Annotated in this window: 29 protein-coding genes and 3 tRNA genes; 26 read left to right on the top strand and 6 right to left on the bottom strand. The window is 46.1% G+C overall.

The window, feature by feature from the left end:
- Nucleotides 1-2,136, top strand: a 2,136-nt coding sequence (locus AZ66_RS31795) for an ATP-binding protein (RefSeq protein WP_044354072.1), incomplete at its 5' end; no start/stop codon positions are given.
- 69 nt (nt 2,137-2,205) lie between these two features.
- Here the strand turns inward: AZ66_RS31795 and AZ66_RS06395 are convergent.
- On the bottom strand, nt 2,206-3,339 hold the full coding sequence (locus AZ66_RS06395) for a YkvI family membrane protein (RefSeq protein ID WP_231586754.1): 1,134 nt from the start codon (nt 3,337-3,339) through the stop codon (nt 2,206-2,208).
- Between the two features lie 123 nt (nt 3,340-3,462).
- On the opposite strand from AZ66_RS06395, the gene AZ66_RS06390 reads away from it, so the two are divergent.
- Nucleotides 3,463-4,077 carry a DedA family protein gene (locus AZ66_RS06390; RefSeq protein WP_156159915.1) on the top strand — a complete coding sequence of 205 codons (615 nt, stop codon included), beginning with the start codon at nt 3,463-3,465 and terminating at the stop codon, nt 4,075-4,077.
- A 42-nt stretch (nt 4,078-4,119) separates the two neighbouring features.
- Here the strand turns inward: AZ66_RS06390 and AZ66_RS06385 are convergent, their stop codons facing one another.
- The gene (locus AZ66_RS06385) at nt 4,120-4,767 is read right to left on the bottom strand and encodes a hypothetical protein (RefSeq protein WP_044354071.1); all 648 of its coding nucleotides are present in this window, start codon (nt 4,765-4,767) and stop codon (nt 4,120-4,122) included.
- Nucleotides 4,768-5,026: 259 nt separating this feature from the next.
- On the opposite strand from AZ66_RS06385, the gene AZ66_RS06380 reads away from it, so the two are divergent.
- The 3 genes from AZ66_RS06380 (at nt 5,027) to AZ66_RS06370 (ending at nt 5,923) form a co-directional block, all read left to right on the top strand.
- Nucleotides 5,027-5,353, top strand: a complete 327-nt coding sequence (locus AZ66_RS06380) for a hypothetical protein (RefSeq protein WP_021260073.1) — start codon at nt 5,027-5,029, stop codon at nt 5,351-5,353.
- An 81-nt stretch (nt 5,354-5,434) separates the two neighbouring features.
- Nucleotides 5,435-5,650 carry a hypothetical protein gene (locus tag AZ66_RS06375; protein WP_044354070.1) on the top strand — a complete coding sequence of 72 codons (216 nt, stop codon included), beginning with the start codon at nt 5,435-5,437 and terminating at the stop codon, nt 5,648-5,650.
- 186 nt (nt 5,651-5,836) lie between these two features.
- Nucleotides 5,837-5,923: transfer RNA gene (locus AZ66_RS06370), tRNA-Leu, on the top strand.
- 80 nt (nt 5,924-6,003) lie between these two features.
- Here the strand turns inward: AZ66_RS06370 and AZ66_RS06365 are convergent.
- From AZ66_RS06365 to AZ66_RS06355, 3 genes are all read right to left on the bottom strand, one after another.
- Nucleotides 6,004-7,233 (bottom strand): tyrosine-type recombinase/integrase, encoded by a 1,230-nt coding sequence (locus AZ66_RS06365; protein ID WP_052648413.1) that lies wholly within the window; start codon nt 7,231-7,233, stop codon nt 6,004-6,006.
- Between the two features lie 81 nt (nt 7,234-7,314).
- Nucleotides 7,315-7,788, bottom strand: a complete 474-nt coding sequence (locus AZ66_RS06360) for an ImmA/IrrE family metallo-endopeptidase (protein WP_044354068.1) — start codon at nt 7,786-7,788, stop codon at nt 7,315-7,317.
- A gap of 10 nt (nt 7,789-7,798) precedes the next feature.
- Entirely contained in the window at nt 7,799-8,134 is a 336-nt protein-coding gene (locus tag AZ66_RS06355; RefSeq protein WP_044354067.1) for a helix-turn-helix domain-containing protein, read from the bottom strand.
- Nucleotides 8,135-8,297: 163 nt separating this feature from the next.
- Between AZ66_RS06355 and AZ66_RS06350 the strand changes: the two genes are divergently transcribed.
- The 11 genes from AZ66_RS06350 to AZ66_RS06305 all read left to right on the top strand — a co-directional run bounded on the left by AZ66_RS06350 (nt 8,298) and on the right by AZ66_RS06305 (nt 15,011).
- On the top strand, nt 8,298-8,531 hold the full coding sequence (locus AZ66_RS06350) for a helix-turn-helix domain-containing protein (protein WP_044354075.1): 234 nt from the start codon (nt 8,298-8,300) through the stop codon (nt 8,529-8,531).
- A gap of 42 nt (nt 8,532-8,573) precedes the next feature.
- Nucleotides 8,574-8,876, top strand: coding sequence for a helix-turn-helix domain-containing protein (locus AZ66_RS06345; RefSeq protein WP_052648411.1), 303 nt, complete (start codon nt 8,574-8,576; stop codon nt 8,874-8,876).
- Nucleotides 8,873-9,118 (top strand): DUF7667 family protein, encoded by a 246-nt coding sequence (locus tag AZ66_RS06340; RefSeq protein WP_044354066.1) that lies wholly within the window; start codon nt 8,873-8,875, stop codon nt 9,116-9,118. Before AZ66_RS06345 ends, AZ66_RS06340 begins: the two co-directional genes overlap by 4 nt.
- An 18-nt stretch (nt 9,119-9,136) precedes the next feature.
- Nucleotides 9,137-9,313 carry a hypothetical protein gene (locus AZ66_RS31790; protein ID WP_197081660.1) on the top strand — a complete coding sequence of 59 codons (177 nt, stop codon included), beginning with the start codon at nt 9,137-9,139 and terminating at the stop codon, nt 9,311-9,313.
- A 135-nt stretch (nt 9,314-9,448) separates the two neighbouring features.
- Nucleotides 9,449-9,595, top strand: coding sequence for a hypothetical protein (locus AZ66_RS31255; RefSeq protein WP_156159914.1), 147 nt, complete (start codon nt 9,449-9,451; stop codon nt 9,593-9,595).
- A gap of 68 nt (nt 9,596-9,663) precedes the next feature.
- Nucleotides 9,664-9,942 carry an AbrB/MazE/SpoVT family DNA-binding domain-containing protein gene (locus AZ66_RS06335; RefSeq protein WP_044354065.1) on the top strand — a complete coding sequence of 93 codons (279 nt, stop codon included), beginning with the start codon at nt 9,664-9,666 and terminating at the stop codon, nt 9,940-9,942.
- A gap of 193 nt (nt 9,943-10,135) precedes the next feature.
- Nucleotides 10,136-11,446 (top strand): AAA family ATPase, encoded by a 1,311-nt coding sequence (locus AZ66_RS06325; RefSeq protein WP_197081659.1) that lies wholly within the window; start codon nt 10,136-10,138, stop codon nt 11,444-11,446.
- Nucleotides 11,447-11,448: 2 nt separating this feature from the next.
- Nucleotides 11,449-12,543, top strand: a complete 1,095-nt coding sequence (locus AZ66_RS06320) for an ATP-binding protein (protein WP_044354062.1) — start codon at nt 11,449-11,451, stop codon at nt 12,541-12,543.
- 21 nt (nt 12,544-12,564) lie between these two features.
- Nucleotides 12,565-13,161, top strand: a complete 597-nt coding sequence (locus AZ66_RS06315; protein WP_044354060.1) for a hypothetical protein — start codon at nt 12,565-12,567, stop codon at nt 13,159-13,161.
- Between the two features lie 9 nt (nt 13,162-13,170).
- The gene (locus AZ66_RS06310) at nt 13,171-14,751 is read left to right on the top strand and encodes a DEAD/DEAH box helicase (protein ID WP_044354057.1); all 1,581 of its coding nucleotides are present in this window, start codon (nt 13,171-13,173) and stop codon (nt 14,749-14,751) included.
- Nucleotides 14,752-14,753: 2 nt separating this feature from the next.
- Nucleotides 14,754-15,011 (top strand): hypothetical protein, encoded by a 258-nt coding sequence (locus AZ66_RS06305; protein ID WP_044354056.1) that lies wholly within the window; start codon nt 14,754-14,756, stop codon nt 15,009-15,011.
- A gap of 90 nt (nt 15,012-15,101) precedes the next feature.
- Here the strand turns inward: AZ66_RS06305 and AZ66_RS06300 are convergent, their stop codons facing one another.
- A complete protein-coding gene (locus AZ66_RS06300) occupies nt 15,102-15,461 on the bottom strand; it encodes a hypothetical protein (protein ID WP_044354055.1) in 360 nt (119 codons plus the stop codon).
- Between the two features lie 113 nt (nt 15,462-15,574).
- Here AZ66_RS06300 and AZ66_RS06295 point away from each other — a divergent pair, with 113 nt between their 5' ends.
- The 10 genes from AZ66_RS06295 (at nt 15,575) to AZ66_RS06260 (ending at nt 22,310) form a co-directional block, all read left to right on the top strand.
- Entirely contained in the window at nt 15,575-17,830 is a 2,256-nt protein-coding gene (locus AZ66_RS06295) for an AAA family ATPase (protein WP_044354054.1), read from the top strand.
- Between the two features lie 271 nt (nt 17,831-18,101).
- Nucleotides 18,102-18,503, top strand: coding sequence for a RusA family crossover junction endodeoxyribonuclease (locus tag AZ66_RS06290; protein WP_044354053.1), 402 nt, complete (start codon nt 18,102-18,104; stop codon nt 18,501-18,503).
- Nucleotides 18,504-18,505: 2 nt separating this feature from the next.
- Entirely contained in the window at nt 18,506-18,724 is a 219-nt protein-coding gene (locus tag AZ66_RS06285) for a hypothetical protein (RefSeq protein ID WP_044354052.1), read from the top strand.
- 4 nt (nt 18,725-18,728) lie between these two features.
- The gene (locus AZ66_RS06280; RefSeq protein ID WP_044354051.1) at nt 18,729-19,808 is read left to right on the top strand and encodes a sigma-70 family RNA polymerase sigma factor; all 1,080 of its coding nucleotides are present in this window, start codon (nt 18,729-18,731) and stop codon (nt 19,806-19,808) included.
- Nucleotides 19,809-19,982: 174 nt separating this feature from the next.
- Entirely contained in the window at nt 19,983-20,279 is a 297-nt protein-coding gene (locus AZ66_RS06275) for a hypothetical protein (RefSeq protein WP_044354049.1), read from the top strand.
- A complete protein-coding gene (locus AZ66_RS06270) occupies nt 20,276-20,791 on the top strand; it encodes a hypothetical protein (RefSeq protein ID WP_044354048.1) in 516 nt (171 codons plus the stop codon). Before AZ66_RS06275 ends, AZ66_RS06270 begins: the two co-directional genes overlap by 4 nt.
- A 105-nt stretch (nt 20,792-20,896) precedes the next feature.
- A tRNA-OTHER gene (locus tag AZ66_RS31250) sits at nt 20,897-20,981 on the top strand.
- A gap of 6 nt (nt 20,982-20,987) precedes the next feature.
- Nucleotides 20,988-21,059, top strand: a tRNA-Pro gene (locus AZ66_RS06265).
- 132 nt (nt 21,060-21,191) lie between these two features.
- Nucleotides 21,192-21,359: an SH3 domain-containing protein gene (locus AZ66_RS31245; protein ID WP_156159913.1), complete on the top strand. Its 168-nt coding sequence runs from the start codon at nt 21,192-21,194 to the stop codon at nt 21,357-21,359.
- 84 nt (nt 21,360-21,443) lie between these two features.
- Nucleotides 21,444-22,310 carry a hypothetical protein gene (locus AZ66_RS06260; protein WP_044354047.1) on the top strand — a complete coding sequence of 289 codons (867 nt, stop codon included), beginning with the start codon at nt 21,444-21,446 and terminating at the stop codon, nt 22,308-22,310.
- Nucleotides 22,311-22,365 lie beyond the last annotated feature (55 nt).

Below are 22,365 nucleotides of genomic sequence, written 5' to 3'. Positions count from 1 at the left end.
CGTGCAGATGCGTGTCGTCTCGCAATCGCGCAATCAGAAGCCGGGATGGAACATGCAGTCCGTGAGGCAGAGATTGCGGCCAAAGAGTACGATGATGCCAAGATGCAGCTCGAACGCTATGAGGCGGCTGGAGTGAATGGCAGTGGCTTTGCTCCAAACGAGGGAAGCGCAGCAGATATCGCACGCGCAGATCAATCATTAGCAGATGCGGTGCGGGTGTGGAATGCCTCGAGTGGCGGCAAGGAGCGTGTTCTTACACCGGAACGAGTACATAACGAATCCTATTCTCGAAGGAACCGCAATGCACCGCGTCCGCAGATGTTTACGCACTCCCGCATCATCTATGGATTTGGATTAGGTGTAGTGCTGCTGGCTGCCACGCTCGGGTGGATCGCACAGCAATGGCTAATGGCTCTCGTCATTGCCTTGGTTGGCCTGGCAGCTACAGCTGTAATTGCATATGTATCTTCACAATCTCCACCGCATTCTTCAGACAGAGCGGATATGATAGCGCGTAGCGAGAGTGCACAAGGTGGATTGGAACATGCAACCCGTGTGCATGCTGAAGCGCTCCGTCAATTATTGCAACCCTATCTCTCTAGCACAGCACGCAGTATACCCGATGTTGGAATTGATGAACTAAGGAGTACTGCGCAAGAGGTTGGAGCGTGGCATCGTGAACGATTACATGTACAAGAACGCTGTCGTTCTCTGTATGAGACTGTGATTGTGACTGAACGACGCTGTCGACTGCTTACAGCGGAACTGGATGCTGCGCATAAGAAAGAAGAAGGGCGCCTACGCGATTGGCAGGCATGGCTCGATCAAGAGACTCTTCCGGAACGACTCACTCCTGTGGGGGTAAAGGAACATTGCAGAAGGTGGGAACAAGCCGAAGAAGTGGAGCAGCAGCGCCATCGCGCGGCTGTGAAGCATGCGCGCCTGCTTGGACAGCTGGAATTGTTCGAGCAGGATTGCAACAGCTTGCTGCATACCGCACAGCATCTGATCACAACTCGATCTCAACAAGTGATGAAGGCGAATGACACTGGTTCGGGGGAAGAAGGAACTGAAGCTGTGTTCCATTACGGAGCCACTGCTCATGATGAGGGAGTGGAGCTTCTGTCTGGATCAATGATAGGTGGATTATTCCGTCTGCTGGAGCGAATCGAGCGTGAACAGGCTGTCGAGCAGGAATATCAGCAATTGTTGCTTCACAGCAGTTCCTTAGATGATGAGTGGAAGGAGAAGCACATTCATGCCAGTCAGATGCAGGAGACGATGAATAAGCTTCTTCTGGAAGCCGGCGTGAACACTGGTTTTGAATTGCTGCATCGTGCTGATGCGTACAACTATAAGCTTGAGCTGGAGCGGCAGGTTCGGGAGCTGGAAGCAGTGCTGTATCGCGGAGGAGAACGCACGGCATTCCGACCAATGGAGGAACTGCTGATTCAGTATGATGGACGTGAGCTTGAGCAGCGATGCAATTCCATTGCGCGTCAAATGGAACAGCTGGATACACGGATTCGAGAGCTGGAAGGACGCAAGGGAAGATTGGAGCAGGAGCGGGAGAGGTTGAAGCAAGAGGTGGAGGGAGCTTCCCATCACCAGGAAATTGCGCTGCAGGAATCGAAGCTGGACGAGCAAGCGTCTCGTTATGCAGTTCTGGCGCTTGCCAAGACACTCATGCAACGTACCCGCAGATTGTATGAGGAGGAGAAGCAGCCTGCTGTGCTGAAACGTGCTGCCCATTATATGGAGCAGATGAGTGCTGGGCGATATACTCGCGTGCTGATTCCCTTTGGCGAGAAGACAATCGCACTGGGAAGGCAGGATGGTCAGGTAGTATGGAGTCACCATTTCAGTAGAGGAACTGCAGAGCAGGTATATCTGGCTATTCGATTTGCGCTTGCAGAAGCGTTAACGAACCGGGCATCCGTGCCATTCGTGCTGGATGATATTCTAGTCAACTTCGACCAGGAACGGCTAGGCTTGGCAGCGAAGGCGCTCATTGCGCTCTCCGATTCGCATCATGTCATGATGACGACTTGCCATCCTCATGTCGTGGATTTGATAAAGCGTGAATTGCCGGAAGTGCGGTTGATTGAAATGCAACGATTGGCATATGGCTCTTAAACATAGGCGCGGTTCCCTTCAGTAGGGGGACTGCGCCTTATTTGCACCTAGATATAAGGTTCACTGTTGTTAGCTCTCAGGCGGAGAAGTTGGATGCTTCTGACGTGCAGGCTGCAGTGGCAGCGCTGCAGGAAATGGAGCGTCGGTTGGCGGGCGATGAGTATGAGTCGGACGCTGTCCAGATGAACGAATAAGCAGGTATATCCATGCAAGGCTGAACGCACCGAAGATTGGATACAGGTGAGATACCAGCGGCTTGAAGCCAAATTGACTGAACAGAAAGCAAAATAGCATGATCATGATAATAAGGAGCTTCGGATGAATTCCTGTACGTTGATGCATCTGCAGGGTAATCCCATACACATCGGCAACGTAGGTCGTAAAGATCTCGGAAAAAATAAGCATGACATAAATCAATTGAATGAATACGCCAAGTCCGGATGCAATATGGCCCATGGGAATATCGAATTGCGTAATACCAGGCATGTACACAGCCAACGCAAAATGTCCGGAAAGCAGCATTAATCCAATTAGTACGCCTCCGATAATGCCCCCAAGTTGAATCACTTTTTTGTTCGGCATCGAAGCTCCCAGCGGGACGAGAACAGCTTGCGCCATTGCTAAATTAAAGGCGCCATACAAGAGCGGCGCACTCCATGCTGCATAGAAGGTCTTGTCCGTACTCAGCGTTAGTGCTTGAGCAGCATTTGGCATTTGGATGGTATGAATGATGATGAACAAGGTAAACGTAAGCATTGTAGGTGCAACGATGGAGTTCAGCTTCAAGATGGCGCCCATGCCTCGGCTAACGAACCAATAGGAACCAACCAATGTAAGCAGCAGACCAATCTGGTAATTCAAATGCAAATACTCCACGAACACGGATCCTGCTCCTGCCAGCATTACACTATTGACGCAAATAATAATGACCATTGTGAATAGACTGACTGCTCCGCCAATCCGATCGCCGAACAGCATGCGGTTAATGTCCTCATATGATCGAGCTTTGATGTCATGAGACAGAAGCATCAGCTTCGTGCCCAGCCAGATGAACAGCACTGTCGACAACGCGATGGTAAAGGGAGCCCACCACCCATAAGCTGTGAAAAATTGTAATATTTCCTGTCCGGTCGCAAACCCTGCCCCCACGACGGTTCCAATATACGTGAATGCAATTTGCATAACTAACACTGCTTTTCTCAATGTTAAGAGGCCTCCTTGCCAGCCAAGCTTGTACGCATTACTATAAAATATGTGCAAGTAGGTTCGGACATGACTGCATGGTTATGATAAAATAGATATCGAATTACGGGAGGGGGGCTTACGGTGCAGACTGTCATGTGGGCGCTGTCCCATTATGGATACATAGCTTTATTTATGTTGCTTGCGCTAGGCATCATCGGCATCCCTGTACCGGATGAGACGCTGATGGTCTTTGTAGGCAGCTTGACGGTAAATGGCCCATTTCAATACGCACCTGCCTTCGCTGTCTGTCTTGCGGGGAGTATGACCGGGATGTTCATCAGTTATATAGTCGGTCGTCGGGTGGGCAAGCCCTTGCTCGATCGGTACGGGAAGAAGTTGAAGTTGACGCCGAAGCGAGTTGAACGAACAGAGCGCTGGTTTCAGAAATATGGAAGTTGGAGTATTGTGTTCGGCTATTTCGTGCCGGGACTTCGTCATTTGACTTGTTATTTGGCGGGGATGTCCAAAATGAAATGGACAACTTATCTTTTTGCGGCTGGGTCAGGTGCATTATTGTGGGTGGCTACATTTCTAACGATTGGACATATTGTGGGAAATCATTGGCGTGAGGCGGTACGATGGCTTCACTCGAAGGGGAACCCGATTCTGTTCGGTGGTCTTGTAGTGCTTGCGGTAGGAGGCACCATCACATACTTTATCATTCGTTATCGGATGCGAACCAATAAAACGCCCTGACTCCACGTGGGAATCAAGGCGTTTTATTTATTATAGAGTCCATTATACGCGCTCGTTGGAAAAAAGCTTAACTGCTTGGATCTTGTTTGTCGTCGGATCCAAATCAAGTCTCAACAGGCAGTTCTTTAATTCATAGCTCCACACATAATTTGTATCATGATCTGGACGTCCGAGCACCTTGGAGGCGGTAGCTTCACTGTCTCCAATTGTTAAGCCCTGGATTCCTGTTGAGGTATCCTCGCCAGATACTTCAACAAATATGATTCTCCCATCCTGCTTGCATCCGTAAGAGAAGCCTTCGTATTGATACACGTCAATTGGATCGGTATCATCCATGACATAATGCTCCTCAGGTTCTCCCCATAGCTCCTTAACTGCGTCATTGTTCGAAGCAAGCACAATGCCTTTCAATTGAGGGTGTGCACGATCAAAAGCTTGATCCGTATATGTAGAATCACCGTTATGAGAGGATTGGTTCTTCGGTGATGCAATTTCGGTTTTCTCGTTTTGTTTCCCTACAGGATTGCGTTCATCTGGCTTCACCTGTGAATCTTTTTGGTGCGCATAAGGTGTATCCGTTTCAATTGGTGGGATGCTGTGCTCCTGTGAAGTGCATCCTTGAAGCAGCCACGTCATCATGACTGCAGCCAGTACAATGGTTATACTGCGTTGCCGAGTAGATCGCCGCATCGTAAATCCTCCTCTACCGCCTCGCGACGGGCCTAGAACATATTACCCTATATACGGAATTTGAATCAATTGCCAATTTGGACGTTATGAACTAATTATCAACAGTAAATAATAAGAAATAAGCAAAAATAACCCTCTTATATAGTTAGACGCTTCAAAGCTCCATTTAGTTTCAGTTAATGAAAAGAATTGTCTGCTTTTCTCCATTCACCACTTTGGCATATAATAAAAGATAAGATGGTGAGAGGGGGCAACGCAGATGGTGGATGAACGAACTGCTCGCTTTTTGGAAGAAAAAGTGACGGAGGCTAAAAACCATTTTGAACGGGCACTAGCATGCAAACACACGGAATTCGATGATTTGTACCCGTATATGATCGAACACCCTCAATTTTTCTGGTACAAAAGGTATGTCGCTTGGTCAGAACTGCTGACGATCGTAAAGCTGTGCGATCAGCTGCAGGTGAGCTGGACAGGGAAATTTACCGCGCAACAAGTTGCGTATATTAACAAGCGTGTCATGTCTGCCAAGGTATTGGACTATTGGTTTGAAACGAACGATACGAAGGAACATGTGGGCTATTGAGATGAAGCATGCGTATGTGTGGGGCCTGCTGATGATGGCAGGCCTTGCATGTTTGTACATAGCGGAGGTGTGAAGTACACGATGATGGAGGAAGCGGAGCTTGATCGTTATCGAGTGGAAGGAACATTTGTTAGAGTCATTAGAGACATACTGGAGATGAACGATGTTCGAGGATTCGTGGTTGCATGGGATGATGAGTATGTCATGATTCGCAAGCGGAATCGGCGTGTTGTAAAGCTGAGCCGCAGCTATGCGATTCAACCTGCAGATGAGCCAAGAACAGTCCCTGAGACTTGAACGGATATACTGGAAAACTGCACGGGCAGCGGGGAGGGGAACCTTCCAGCTGCCTTGCAGCAAATACACGAAGGTACGATCTTAAAAAAGTTTAATTAAAGTGTTGACGGTACATACAGTGACATGATATTATATTTCTTGTCGCCGGGAAACAACTTAGCGACTCAATCGGAAGTAATCAAATATGCGGTCGTGGCGGAATTGGCAGACGCGCTAGATTCAGGTTCTAGTGTCAGCAATGACGTGGAGGTTCGAGTCCTCTTGGCCGCACCATATTTTAAAAGCCGGAAAGCCTTGCTACATAAGGCTTTTTTTTGTTTTTCCGGGACTTTTAAATGGAGCGTACATTTAGCCTAAATTTTAATTGGGGACGGATTGGGGACGGAATTTTCTTTCGCGGGATCTAGCTCATCAAATAAATTAGCTACTTCACGACTCAGTTTCTTTGTTACGTGGGCATAAATATCGGTAGTAGTTTGAGTTTGTTTATGTCCAACTCGTTCCTGTATCGATTTGATAGACGCGCCTTTTTCAATCAAGACTGTAACAGATGTATGGCGGAGCTTATGCAGACTGTAATAGCTGAATTTATGCCGCTCGGTAAACATCTTCCACCATGCAGTAGGGTGGGTGTAATAAAAAGGTGTACCATAACCTGCGTGGAAGACATATTCATTTTCTTCGCCTTTCCACTTATCTCCTGTTGCCTCCCTTTGTTTTAACCATTCCTTTCTGAAGTCATTGAATTCTTCCATGAGCCAATTAGGCATATCGACGTATCTCTCATCATCATTTTTGGTACCCTTTTCGTAATTAACACCCTTACGTTTGAGAGGGATGCTTTTTTCCACAAATATTTGTTTGTGGTTAAATTCAACGTGCGACCATCGTAGTGCTACTAACTCAGCGCGTCGCAGTCCTCCGATTATTGCAGTTAACATCATAAGTCTCCAATGGATCGGTTCTTTATAGAGGGCGTTTATTATTTTTGTTACTTCTTCAGACTCATAAAATTTTGCTTTTACCTTCTTTGCTTTTGGTCTATCTGTCTTCTCCAGGGGATTATTTTTAATTAGCTCCCATTTTACTGCAACAGTAAATAAATTCTGCATCACGGCATAAATGTATTGAACGGTTCGGTCACTAAGTTTTCCCTTTCCATCCTTACGTGCGTCAAGCTTTTTCAAGTCTGCAATGAAGTCAACAATGTGCAGGGTTTTAATATCGGTCATTTTCTTATTGCCAAAGCGTGGTTCAATGTGATTTCTGATGTGGTTGTAATATGCATCCCTTGTACTGGCGGCTAAATGGAGTTCTGCGTACTTCTTTTTCCATAAGTTAATGTATTGCGAAAATATCATCTTGTCGGGTTTTATGTACTCGCCAGATAACACTTCCTGCTTAAACAATGCCAGTTGATCGTCCAAATACTCGTTAAGTCTACGTGTTGAACGAAGGATTTTTTTGTCTTCAACAGTGATAGCTTTTCGAGGTCGATTTCGCTTACCATCGGGAAATAAGCCAAGGTCAACTGTCAGCCGCCACGAATTCTCTCCACGTTGTTCAATACTCCCCTTAGCCACTGTAATTAATCTCCTTTCACAAAACATATGTTCGGTTTATGGGTATATATAAACAGCCTTACGGCTGGAAAGCACGGAGGACTAATCTATATTACGAAAACAGTATGTAATGCCGAGGGGATCAAAGTGGACAAAGTGATCACCCATATCCACATATAGCCCATACCTTTGGCGGTAACGTTCGATCGCGTCTAACAAATATTCTTCAGTTACGCCAAGGAACTCCGCAAGCTCATGCTTGGTTCTTATGCCCGCTTGATGTGCGCGAATAAATGAAGACAAGGGTATAGCGCGCTCATAGCCCCAATCTCTGCCCCTTAGCTCTTGTTTTCGGTTTCGGATATCATTTTGATCTAGGATGTTCCCTGCTGACTTATGATGATGCCCCAGCTCTTCAACCACCACACATGTTTTCTCAACAATAGTGGAAATTGCTGCGGAATTAAGCGTGATTACTCCATCAACATATAAGCCTTTGAGTTTTAGGCATTTGAAGGGGTGTTCTATAACTTCGATACCGCATTTTTCTGCTTCATCTAGGAGTTCGTCGAGCAAGCTTCCATCCTCATTTCCTTTTTGATTTCAAGTATTTTGCATACTCCAAGATTTCTTGCATTTCTTCTTCGCTATAGTCTTCGCCTTCAAAATGGGCAGCGATTGTGCTTATTTCTTCTTCCTTCTGTTCAAGCCCAAGTAGGTGATCAAGGGAAACATTGAACAGCATCGAAAGGTGCCGCACAGTTTCTAAGCGTGGGTCGCCAAGACCGTTTTCCCATTTCGAAATCATACCCTTATTAATAGAAGATCCGAATTTTGAATTTAACTTTTCAGCTAAATCGTCTTGAGATAGTCCTTGCTTAACACGCAACTCTTTAATCATTTTACCTACTGAAAATGTCATTTTTAATCTCCCTTAATTTAGATGTATCTAAAATCATATTACATCTAAGGTTTCAAAAATGCAACAATATATTAGAAAAACAGAAAAAATGTTATTGACTTTGAAACCTTACAGAGGTATTCTTGACCTAGGTTTCGAAAAAGAAACCAAGGGAGGTGAGGGATTGAAACAGGTAAAACGTCGGCACACCCCTTATACAAAATTTAAAGCTTACTTAGAAGAAGCAGGTGTGAAACAGGAGGAAGTCGCTCGATTGCTAAAAAAGTCTACATCAGCACTGAACCAGAATCTAAATGGAACTGGTGGAGATTTTTCTGTATCGGAACTAAGGGTTATCTGTACTACTTTTGAAATAAGCGCAGATGAATATTTTTTACGCCCTGGGGTTTCGAAATAGAAACCCAAAAACATAAAAACCTTGAGTGAGGAGGTGGATCTGATGATGGACTTGGGACAAGCGATTCGTTCTATGATCGCCGAGGAAGTCGCTGCTGCCGAGGAGCGTCTTAGAAATGAAATTACATATCAAGATCGGACGTTGAGCATTCAAGAAGCCGCGACTTATATCAGCGGTGAAGGGAATCCAATCTCAGTTAAAACACTGTACGCCATGTGCGAGCGACAGGAGATCCCTCATCGACGAGTAGGCAGAAGGATATTTTTCAGTACCGCAACCCTCGATCGGTGGGGGAGGGAACAAGACCGTAAGTCTTACAAAGGCTGGAGGGAGGAAACCGCTTGATTGGTATACATCCAGTCCACCGTCGTCTGGCAGAGCTTCACCTCGTTCAGCAACAGCGTCCATGGACAGATGCAGAGTTAACGGATCTGATCCATTGCATGCGAATTAATGCAAATCTTGTTCAGCGCCTTGATAGTCTCAAACAGTTGAGTCAGCATGCTTACGAGATGAACGATACAGATTGGCTGCATGAAATCTGCAGCCAGATTGAAAAGCTTCAAGCGTCAATGGACGCATTCTGATTTAAAAGGAGAATCCACATGGATACTAAGGAAGTCATTGACCACTGTCCTGTGTGCGAGAAGGAAATTTTCTTCGGGCAGGTCGCTTGGAAGGTCGGGCCGGACTTGTGCTGCTCAGTTGATCACATGTTGCAGAGAGCAAAGGTAGTTATCGTAATTGCAGGACAGGAGGTAGGTCCGTCTCATGCCTATTGATGATAGTCTCCTGAACCATCTGGCAGATCGTTACGTTCGTGAGTGCATCGATCCAGTGCGTTATCCATTTGTAAGATGGGCTGCAGTAGAAGCAGAAAAGATAGGCTTTAGATTCTAACAAGGAGGTGATGTGTGTTGTCGCGAGAGAAACGACTGCTAGTTTGTATCAACTTGTTGTTGCTCGCCATTGAATCAGAATCTTATCGAACGCGTGATGTGTACCTGCGGCAGTTTCGAATGGTTGCAAGCAGGCTGAAAAAGAAACAGCTTCAAGCGGGGTAGGAGCCGCAAGGAGCCACACAATTCAAAAATCGTTACAGCCAGTTTATCACTGGCAGAAGGAGAAATCAATGAAATCAACTGGTATTGTACGTCATCTTGATAACCTTGGCCGTCTTGTCATTCCGGTGGAGCTGCGTAAAACATTGCAAATCGGACAGAAGGATGCAATTGAAATCTTTACCGACGGGGAGCGAATCGTGCTCCAGAAGCACGGGGCATGTTGCAGCCTTTGTGGATCGAAGGAAAAGAGCCTGAAAAAATACGCGTCGCAAGGTCGACTCTGTGTCGATTGCATCAATCTAATTGCTGAGCGTCGACAGCAGATCCTTGAGCAGCCAGACGTTTAACTATGATCGTTTTAAAAGGCGATGAAGTAAAGCTCAAAACAGGAGAAAAAGCGATAGTCATAGATGTTTGGGGCGTCGCTCGGCTTTGGTGCAAAGTGAAGACGAGAGACGGGAAAGTCATTTTTGTAATGAATGAATCTATCGATTCGATCATTCGAAGGTACTTTGATAAACGAAAAGGATGGGGAGCAATGTGATCAAGATCAACAAGCTTGAGATTGAAAATGTCAAACGAGTTAAAGCCGTCAAGATAGAGCCGACTGCTTCAGGACTCACCATTGTAGGCGGTAAGAATAATCAAGGTAAAACGAGTGTGCTGGACGCAATCGCGTGGGGATTGGGCGGTAATAAATATCGACCATCACAGGCAACAAGAGAAGGCAGTGTTATCCCGCCTAACTTGCACATTGTGATGTCCAACGGACTGATTGTCGAGCGCAAAGGTAAGAACAGCGATCTGAAGGTTATCGATCCGAACGGCCAGAAGGGCGGTCAGCAGCTGCTTGATAGTTTTGTAGAAGAGTTGGCCATCGACTTGCCTAAATTCATGAATGCTTCTAATAAGGAGAAAGCCAACATCCTGCTGCGCATCATTGGAGTAGGAAACCAACTGCATGAGTTGGAACAGCAGGAACAGGAGATTTATAATCGTCGGCATGCCATCGGCCAGATTGCCGATCAAAAGGAGAAGTTCGCTAGGGAGCAACCGTACTTTACGGATGCCCCGAAGGAGCCTATTTCAGCATCGGAGCTCATTCGGCAGCAGCAAGAGATCTTGGCCAAGAACGGGGAGAATCAGCGCAAGCGTCAGCGTGTCCAGCAAATCCAGACAGAGTTTGAGAGCCAAGGCCGCGAGCTCAACCGCTTAACAGCAATGCTTAATGAGGCTCAAGCCAAATACACGCAGCTGCAAGAGGATTTAGCAATCGCTCAAAGGGATGCCTTGGATCTACACGACGAATCAACAGAGGCGCTTGAGAACAACATCCGGCAAATTGATGAGATTAACCGTAAAGTCCGGGCTAACCTTGACAAAGACAAGGCCGAGACGGACGCAGGTGACTACCGCGTCCAATACGACAAGCTGACTTCTGAGATCAACGAGATCCGCCAGCAAAAAACAGACTTGCTTATCAACGCTAATCTACCGCTTTCTGGCCTATCTGTGGATGATGGTGAACTTATTTACAACGGCCAACGTTGGGACAACATGAGCGGTGCGGATCAATTGAAAGTTTCCACAGCTATTGTTCGCAAGCTGAAACCGGACTGCGGATTTATCCTATTAGACAAATTGGAACAAATGGATTTAGATACGCTTCAAGAGTTTGGTCAATGGCTAGAACAGGAGGGGCTGCAAGCCATCGCAACTAGAGTCAGCACTGGCGATGAATGCTCGATCATTATCGAGGATGGTTATGTAGTAGGCCAGGAACTGCCGCATACTGTACAGCAGCCTGTACAGCAGGTGGAAACAAAAACGTGGAAAGCAGGTGAGTTTTAACGATGGAAGTAATCAGTGGCAAAGTCCAGAAGGCAAAGAAGGTTGTTCTTTACGGTCCGGAGGGGATCGGGAAATCTTGCTTAGCGGCTCAGTTCCCCAATCCGATCTTTATCGATACAGAAGGATCTACCACAGAGATGGACGTTCAACGTGTTAAGAAGCCTTCAAGTTGGGAAATGATCAATCAGCAGGTGGGTTGGGTGAAGCAGCAGGCTGGAAGGTTCGAGACGTTGGTTATCGACACGATTGACTGGGCTGAAATGATGTGCGTGGAAAGTATCTGCGCGCAGCATGGGAAAAAGGGCGTCGAAGATTTTGGATACGGGAAGGGATATGTTTATGTATCCGAAGAATTCGGTCGTTTCCTGAATCTGCTCAGCGATGTTGTTGAAGCAGGTATCAATGTCGTTCTCGTTGCACATGCCCAAATCGTAAAATTTGAGCAGCCGGACGAGATGGGGTCATATGACCGTTATCAGCTCAAACTTGGGCAAAAGACCAGCTCCCGAACGGCACCGCTGGTCAAGGAATGGGCGGACATGGTTTTGTTCATCAATTACAAGACATTCAGCGTTGCCGCAGACGACAAAGGTCGCAAGCATAAGGCTCAGGGCGGTGCCCGCACAGTCTACGCTACTCATCATCCTGCATGGGATGCGAAAAATCGTCATGGGCTGCCGGATGAGTTCCCATTGGACTATGCACATATTGCGCATATCTTCAGTGGTTCCATTCAATCGTCAGCGCCTGCAGCACCAGTGGCACCGCCGCCTGTAGTAAATACACCAACACAGCCTATACAGCAACCATCTATCCAGACGGAGGTACAGCAGCCGCAACAGGCGCAGCAGCCAGTTGCCGAAACGATCACGAACGAACTGAATCCAAACATACCGCAGTCTTTGCGGGATCTGATGAATCAACACCAGGTGAAAGAGTATGAGATTCAACTTGTGGTAAGTCACAAAGGCTACTATACGGCTGATACACCGATTGCCAACTATGACTCAAGTTTTATTGAGGGTGTATTGGTTGGGGCATGGCCGCAAGTGTTCGGGATGATTCAAGAAACTAGAAATCAGATTCCATTTAATTGATAACAACGGGAGGAATTATACATGACACAAAATATTGAACGTGAACTTGGATGGGATGACCAGATTGTTAAGGATGGTGGGGATTTTGTTCTCTTGCCAGAAGGAGATTATAACTTCACAGTCACTAAGTTTGAACGTGGTCGTTTTACGGGTAGCGACAAGATGCCAGCTTGCAACCAGGCTAAATTGGAATTGAAGGTACATTGCCCGCAAAATGGTGACATAACCGTTTTTCATAACCTCTTCCTTCACACCAAAACAGAAGGACTGTTGTCCGCATTCTTTAGTGCGATTGGGCAGAAGAAGAAAGGCGAGCCATTGCGCATGAACTGGAATGCAGTGATTGGCGCAAAAGGTCGTTGCCAAATCGAACATCACAAATACAAGAAAGATGGTCGAGAATTTGTAAACAATCAAGTAAAACGGTTTTATCCATACGACGAGTATTTGAAGCATGTACAAGGAAACGCTAATCCACCACAGCAAATACAACAGAGCTATCAGCAACAACCACAGCAACAATATAACCAAGCTTCTCAATATAACCAACAGCCTCAATATCAAGCCCCATTCCCAACGAACCAGCAGGGTGGAGGCTTCACGCCAGGTCAGTTTTAGGAGGGCGTCATGGAACTGAGAACCTATCAGCAAGAGGCGCGTCAGTCGATTCAAAATGAATGGAAGAAGGGTGTTAAAAGAACCCTTCTTGTACTTCCGACGGGCTGCGGAAAGACGATTGTATTTTCTAAGGTGACCAAAGACCGTGTAAGGCTGGGCGAGCGTGTGCTCGTCCTTGCCCACCGGAGTGAGCTGTTGGATCAGGCTTCCGATAAGCTGGAGAAATCAACTGGTTTGAAGACGGCAACCGAGAAAGCTGAGCAGACATCTATCGGCAGCTGGTACCGTGTTGTTGTTGGCAGTGTTCAAACTATGATGCGCGAAAAGCGGTTGCAGCAGTTCGATAAGGACTTTTTTGACACGATCATCATAGACGAAGCTCACCATTGTATATCTGACAGCTATCAACGTGTCCTGCAATACTTTGAGGGAGCCAATGTGTTAGGCGTAACAGCTACGCCGGATCGCGGTGACATGCGAAACCTGGGCGCTTATTTCGAAAGCCTGGCTTATGAGTATACGCTGCCTAAGGCGATCAAGGAAGGCTATCTAAGCCCAATTAAGGCCATGACTATTCCTCTCAAGCTGGATCTATCTTCAGTTGGCCAGCAAGCTGGTGACTTCAAAAGCAGTGACCTGGGCACGGCGTTGGATCCGTATCTTGATTCAATTGCTGCAGAGATGTGGAAAGTGGCCAAGGATCGCAAGATTGTCGTCTTCCTGCCGCTGGTCAAGACTTCACAGAAGTTTACACGGATCCTGAACGAGATGGGATTCAAGGCAGCTGAAGTAAATGGTGAATCGCAGGATCGTGCGGAAGTGCTGGCCGACTTTGACGGCGGCAAGTATAACGTCCTTTGCAATTCCATGCTGCTCACAGAAGGCTGGGACTGCCCTAGCGTTGACTGTGTCGTAGTCTTGCGGCCAACAAAGGTTCGCAGCTTATACAGCCAGATGATTGGGCGTGGTACCCGACTGTTCCCTGGCAAAACTGAATTACTATTACTAGATTTCCTTTGGCACACTGAACGGCACGAGCTTTGCCATCCAGCTCATCTCATTGCAGAGACTGAGGAAATTGCCAAGGCTATGACCAAGCAGATCGAAGAGGCGGGGATTCCGCTGGACTTGGAAGCAGTCGAGAAGCAGGCAGCAGAAGATGTTATCGCTCAGCGTGAGGAAGCGCTGGCCAAGCAGCTGGAAGAGATGAAACGTCGCAAGCGTAAGCTCGTGGATCCGCTACAGTTCGAAATGAGCATTCAGGCCGAGGATCTGGCAAGCTATGTTCCATCGTTCGGTTGGGAAATGGCACCGCCTAGCGATGCACAAATCAAGACGCTCGAGAAGCTGGGTATTATGCCTGATGACATCCATAATGCTGGTAAAGCTACAAAGCTGCTCGAGCGCTTGGATAAACGTCGTGAAGAAGGATTAACTACACCGAAGCAGATCCGCTTCCTGGAGCAACGTGGATTCGAACACGTTGGCACCTGGCCCTTTGATTCGGCCAAGCGCCTGATCGATCGCATTGCCGGAAATGGCTGGCGCGTTCCGGACGGAGTCAATCCAAAAGAGTACCGTGGGGAATAGATATGATCCAGACATATAAAGGCATCCGCCTTGAACTAATCAAACGGAATTATAAAGGATGTGCCGCCAGACGTTTTACGCTTGGCGGTACAAACCAAAACGTCTGGATTCCGTGCAAGCACCTCGAAGCAGACGGAACCATTAAATCAGGCGAGGACATTGATTATGTTTTCCGAAAGGCGCAGCGCCAGCTTGAGATTGCTGGATACACTGATCCGATACCAGGAATCAAGCGTAAATCATCGGACAAAAAAGTCTAGGAGGAAGCTAAGGAATCGTTATCTCGCAAGCTAACAAAATGAATGAAAAAAAGTGCCAACCCTAGTAGGGTGACACTTTATATTGATTGATTATTGATAGTTTTGTAGGTTACCTACTACGGGGAAAACTCCATCACTCTTAACAAAGAGTCTATACGAACAACCAGAACTCATGTAGTAGGTTATTGTCTTAGTTCCTCCGTTAGGCATGTCATAATGGTAAACAGTGTCTTTGCCGTTGCAATATTCATGAATAAAACCAGAAAATGCACCACTTGAATTGATTGTTGCTTTACCATATTGATTTTGACCGATAATAGCATCGGTTGCATCTGCGAACGGAGCATTTCCTGGCACATAAACTGAAACTGAAGAGTTAGCAGCAAATACAGCAGTTGTTGTCATCATTAAGATGAACAATGTAAGGCAAATAATTTTTAAATTCTTCATTATTACCTCCTAAAATTTTCTATTTTAATCACTAATAGTTTACATTATTTCTATATTTATATCAATAGAATTAGGTCGAATACGGAAGAACATGAGGCGGGAGAGACACGACAATGGAACATAAATTGGATCTGATTGCCCTGCTGACCTACATCGATCCGGCCTTCCTAAGTTATCAGGAGTGGGTAAATGTCGGCATGGCGCTAAAATATGAAGGCTATACAGCCGCCGATTGGGACGACTGGAGTAAACGGGACGGATCCCGATATCATCCTGGTGAATGCTTCAAGAAGTGGACGACGTTCGAGGGGTCCGGCATGCCAGTAACAGGCGCTACGATAACGCAGATGGCCAAGGATAACGGTTGGATGCCTCGTAGTACTAGAGACGATCATGAACTGGATTGGAACGATGAGATTGCTGGCAACGATGAGTATGTTGTCGTTGATAAAAATTGGATTGAGGGCAAGGAGATTCATGAACCGGCAGATTGGAACCCTGTCCAGCAGCTAACTACCTATCTGGCAACATTATTCGAGGCGTCCGAGAACGTCGGCTATGTCGTTGATACCTGGCAGAATGACGACGGAAAATATCTGCCCACCAAGGGTGCATGGGATCGGACAGCCGGTGAGTTGATCCAGGCTCTGAATGAATGTAATGGCGATATTGGAGCTGTCCTAGGTGACTACAATTCGGCAGCAGGTGCGTGGATCCGATTTAATCCTCTTGATGGTAAGGGCGTCAAAAACGAGAACGTCAGCGATTTCCGCTATGCGTTGGTTGAGTCTGATACAATGGACATCGAAAAGCAGAACGCCATTATGCGCGAGTTGGATCTGCCGATTGCCGTCATGGTATACAGCGGCGGCAAGAGTATCCATGCCATTGTGCGCATCGATGCGGCCAATTACGACGAATACAGGAAGCGCGTCGACTACCTTTATAACATATGTAAGAAAAACGGCCTGAACATCGACAATCAGAATCGAAATCCATCCAGGCTGTCCCGTATGCCTGGCGTAGAACGTAATGAGAAAAAGCAATTTATCATTGATACTAATATCGGTAAGAGCAGCTGGGATGAATGGCAGAACTGGATAGAAGATGTGAATGACGATCTGCCGGATCCTGAGAAATTGACGGACTTTTGGGACAACATGCCGAAGCTGGCACCTCCGTTGATTGAGGGTGTACTGAGACAAGGGCATAAAATGCTTATTGCTGGGCCGTCAAAAGCTGGTAAGTCCTTCACGTTGATCGAGCTATCAATCGCTCTAGCGGAAGGTATCAAATGGCTCGGATGGTCATGCATGCAGGGGAAAGTGTTGTACGTTAACCTTGAGCTGGATCGAGCGAGCTGTTTACATCGTTTTAAGGATGTGTATCAGGCGCTCGGGTTATCACCAAGGAACATTGATAACATCGAAATTTGGAACCTAAGGGGTAAGTCGGTGCCGATGGACAAGCTGGCACCGAAGCTGATCCGGCGCGCAGCCAAGAAAGGCTACATTGCTGTTATCATCGACCCGATTTACAAGGTTCTAACTGGGGATGAGAACAGCGCGGATCAAATGGCACACTTCACGAACCAGTTTGACAAGATAGCGACCGAGCTCGGCGCAAGCGTCATCTATTGTCATCACCATTCAAAAGGTTCTCAAGGCGGCAAGAAGTCCATGGATAGAGCCAGCGGCTCCGGCGTATTTGCTCGGGATCCTGACGCGTTGATTGACCTAGTAGAGCTTGATGTAACCGAGGCGTTGCTGAAGCAGGAAGAGAATAAGGCTATTTGTAACGTATATCAACATCTCTTTGAAACTTTCAATCATGATTACTTACTAGAGCACATCTCTCAGGATGATTTACTCAGCGCTAAGGCGATGGAAGAACACGCTAAACGCGCTATTCCAGGGCAGATAGCTGCTGCTAGAGAACGAATTAGCCAGGTTGTCCGTAGCGTCCGTAGCCGTTCTGCATGGCGCGTGGAGGGTACATTGCGTGAGTATGCCAAGTTCGAGCCGGTCAACATGTGGTTCCAGTATCCGATCCATAAGGTGGACGAAGTAGGCAGCCTGAAGGACATTGATCCAGAAGGGGACAAGCCAGCATGGCAAAAGGCCACAAATAAGCGTAAGGACTCAGCTAAGAAGGAACGTAGGAACAAGGCCGAAGAGTTTGAGGAAGCCGTCAATAACTGCAATTTTGGAGAGCCTCCTACTGTGAAGGATTTAATGGATTGGTATTCTTCAACCGGAAAAGAGGTTGCTGAGCGAACGGTTAGAGACTGGGTGAAGAAATACGGTTACATGATTGACAAAAACAACGGTAACGTAATTGTGAAAATCGACGGCGGCGACCATGATTAATGCCGCTAGAATAAAACTCGCCAAGCGGCGGCGGCAATCATAAATTCATGATCAATGCCGCACGGCAAATATACGTTTTTTATGACCGACGCCGAACGGCAGATCAACGGCGGGGATTTGATACGTCATGGTGCACGCCGCCGGGAAGCGGCGACCACTATATATAAATATATAGGGATAGGGAGGGGCGTGACGCAAGCGCCCCTCCCCCTCCTCCTGATATTTAAACGAAAACTGCTGCCGACAAAAGTTGGAAAATGGATGTGATGACATGGCAACTGAATTTTTTATGCCGATGAAACCGCCGACTGCAACCCATCAAGAAAAACAGGTTAGCTGCAAAAATGATAAGCCTATCTTCTATGAACCCGATGATCTCAAAGCAGCACGGGCGAAGTTGACAGCTCATCTAGGTAAACATGTGCCAGAGAAAAAGTATACGGGTGCGCTGCGGGTAATCGTAAAGTGGCTATTCCCGATTCCAGAAGGAAGTAAGCATTACGACGGAGAGTGGAAGACGACGAAGCCGGATACACACAACATGAACAAGCTACCATTCGACATCATGACGGATTTGGGGTACTGGACGGATGATGCCATTGTGGCCAGTGAGATTATCGAGAAGTTTTGGGCTCGGCTGCCAGGGATTTATATCAAGATTGAGGAGCTCTAGCTATGGACTACAGAGCTTTCTACGATGAAGTGGTGAACTGGATCGGCATGGCCAACCAGGTTGCAGCTCAGTATGGAATGACGAGTGAGCAGTTCTGGGCATGGGTAGCCGATTCCTCCGGTGCGTTATGTGAGAAATATCAAGAGAATCCATTAGTCAAAAAGCAAATGATGATGCTGATAGAGTGGCTTGAGGAAGTTTACGAAAAGCAGAAGGGGTGATCCCTTGGAAGCATATAATCCTCATCTTGGATACGAGGCAGAAGTGATCCAGAACAATATGAGGATGGTTCATGCCGTAGCTAAGAAGTATACCGTAGTCATCGGAAACGGCTTAGACTACGACGACCTTGTATCGATTGGAACATTTGGACTCATTGAAGCTTTTCGGAATTATGATCCATCCCGATTCAACGGGAAGGTGACCGCTTTTTCAACGTATGCATTCCCGATGATCCGGTGGAGCATTCAAAAGTATTTGAGGAGCAATCGCTATGCTGTACGGATTCCAAGGTTGATCTTGGATCGCCTAGCATTCATTCGCAAACAGGGATGGGTCGATGATTCGGCTGAGGACATCGTATTAAAAACTGGATGGAAGCTTGCGGATGTCCATGATGTTCTGAAGCATATCGAGGGTTGGTCAGTGTCTTCATTGGATCAGGTAATTAGCCAGGATGACAAAGATCTTACGATGTTGGATGTGTTGCCAAGTGTAGCAGATTATACAGGTATTAATGTCCAAGAGTTCCTTGACATATTAGCATCGACAGAACGAACCATCCTCACATTACGGATGGAAGGCTTGACGCAAGGCCAAATGGCTAAGCATGTTCATAAATCTCAAGTCTATGTTAGTCGGGTACTCAATCGAATAAAAGACAAGTATTCACGTTTTCAATCTGGAGAATTGACTAGGGAGGAATTTGTCATGAGTAACAAGATTCGTGAAAGTCAGATGTCGTCAATTGAGTGGTTTGTCGATGAAAAGACCACTTACAATCCATCGATCGGGTTGAACAAGCATGGGATTCATGTGAACCGTCGAGCAGCGAATATGATGAAATGTGAAGCCGGCCAATGCTTGCGTGTTGGCTTCGACCCCTCAACAAACCGCCTGGTCATCCAACGTGGGGAGAATGGTTTGAAGCTACGGAAGTGGGATAAGAGCGGGGGGCTTCAGCTGGTTAACAAACACTTGGTAAGTTGGTTGGAACAAAAGACAGTTGAGCGGAAACGTTATGCTCTTCATGAAAGCCAGGGAACGTACTACACGTATTACATTGAGCTTGAAAGTCGTGCGTGACCCAATCTTCGATGATGTCCCTTGGGAGTTTGTCACAGACGAGAACGGCAATGAAATAGGCGCGGTGTATTTGCTTCTACCGGATCCGCCAATGAGGCGTCGGCAAAAGGGAAGACGGGAAAGTGCTGCGCCTTTGAACCGAACATACATTCTTAATTTTAGGGAGGAGCAGTCATGAAAATAGATAAAGAGTCAGAAACGCTGGTGGATCTTAGATTTTGCTTCAAAATAAGCGCGGAAGCTGAAATGGCCAGTGATGAAGATGGGGACTCAGCAGAATGCTATACACAGATTAAGTTGGGGAATTGCAGAAAAGCACCTGAAACGCAAGATGACTACGATGCAATCCATAAGAAGCTGGCGTGCAATTTGGCCAAGCAGATTGGATTAGACCCGGAATGGATAACGCCGATCAGTGAAGAAGAATATGACGCTGAAACAGAGAGTGATGACGAGGAGGAAGTGGAATGAATCAAGCTGAAGTTGCAGAAATTGCCGCGCGTGTTGCCATTGAGTTCGTACAGAAGGAGCAAGACAAACAGCGGAAGAATCAACGGGACAGACGTTTGCGCAACACAAGGCTGCTACTGAAAAACTATCGTCGTTTCGCAGTTCACGCTGCTAATCTCAAAACCGAATTGAATGAAATTGATATGCTGGAACAGGCCGACATGTTAGATCAAGATTTCGCTATCGAATCAATCAAACGATCTAAAGAACGAACCATTGCAATCGTCAAATTCGTTGATCAGATGATAAAGGTATATCAATTGCTGTGTGAGACATCTGGACGGCCGGAAGACATGAGACGGTATCAGACTGTGTACCTGATGTACATTTCAGAAGAAAGAAAGACAGCAGATGAGATTGCGGTATGCCACTCTTGCGATAGAAGTACTGTCTTCCGAGACTTGAAAGCTGGCATAAATGCTTTAACGGCGCTAATTTTCGGAGTCGATGGAGTTTGGCAGTCGTGCGACTAAGATGCCACTGACTTCGATTTATGTCCGTGATAATATGATAGTGTGAAATAATTAGAGATTTGGTCGTTTGTTACTCTGCAAACAAGCGGTCACATCTCTTTTTATACCAGTGTAGCTCAGTGGTAGTAGCACAGAGAAGACGTCGATAACATGACTCTGGATGTCCTAGGTTCGATTCCTAGCGCTGGTACTTTGAACGGATGTGGTGCAGTGGTAGCACGCTTGCCTTGGGAGCAAGAGGTCACAGGTTCGAACCCTGTCATTCGTATTATTTTTTCCTTCTCTTAAAGCCGTCTCCTTGCGAGGCGGTTTTTAACTATACACCGAAAGTTCAATGTTTTGGCCATAGGCTAATTGGATAGAATGTTGATGACACTTGGAATGAAAGAGGTGCTAAGAAATGGTTGAATTAGTGAGAATAATTCGTAGTGAAGAAGAATCACTTATAGGAGTATTAGCCAAAGTCATAGAGATTGAAGAGCATCAAGGTGGAATTGACTATAGAATCCAAACTGGTTCTGGATACGAGGCGTGGGTTCCTTGCGAAAATATTGAAATAATCCATTAGACTTATTTTAGATGTATCTTATTACCTGAAAATATGATAAAATATTACATGTAAAATATTTCATCAACGAAAGGTGGGGTACATTTGAATTTAAAAGTCTACCAAATCATCAAACCTCCTACTAAAAAGGAAAAATGGAAAGAACTTGTGGAATATTTGTCGCAAACAGGATTTTATGCTGGGGAGCATGGGCTTAGATATTGCCTTAACAGCGAATATCAGTACGATGAGGAGCAGGGGATTTATGTTGGAGCTATTCATGAAGAGTATATCCCTGATCAGACCTCTGTAGATGGAAATAAGCAGGAGCAGCCGATTGTAAATATTGACCCATGGGAAAGAACGATATTTGCAATTGATTTTGTAAATGAGAAACTGCTGATTCAATTGCGAGACTATTCCCCTAGAAATTTATCTAGGAAGATAATACTTGCAAGGATTACTGGGATTTTGAGTGACGCTTGGGAAGACTTGTTTAATTCAGAATACAACTATATCCCTACTAACTTAAGTTTAGGGAATGATTACTTCATTAATAGTTTTATCAATAAAACAAGAGTAACAGGTGTAAAGTTAAGCTTTGATAAATCATGGATAGTAACCGATATATACGATGGAAAATCAATGCCAGAGAATTGGAAAGCAGTATGGAATGAGGATCAGAGTGACCTCTCAGATTTAACTCTTAAGACCAGTAACGACGGGGATTTACATGAATCACCGCTTTTTAAGATCGCTCTGAGTTCACCAGGGGTAACTATAGAGAGCGTCAGTTATTTTGATTCTGCAATAGATAAAATCAGAACAGAATCAAGAACTCAATTTGACCAAATAGATGTTACTGATGTTAATAAGAGAACTGAGCTACCAACTGCCCTGTACGAAACAGTCAGAACAATGGTGGAGAATCGCAAAAAGCTCCAACAGCTTAAGGCCATTAATTTGGTATAAGAAGAGAAGAATATTTGATTTATCAAAGCCACTGAGACCCAGTGGCTTTTTCTAT

The organism is Paenibacillus sp. E194, from assembly GCF_000935845.1.
In the GTDB taxonomy this organism is placed as follows: domain Bacteria; phylum Bacillota; class Bacilli; order Paenibacillales; family Paenibacillaceae; genus Paenibacillus_B; species Paenibacillus_B alvei_B.
The sequence above is the reverse complement of the archived record's forward strand: the minus strand, read 5'-3'. Positions and strand labels throughout refer to the sequence as shown.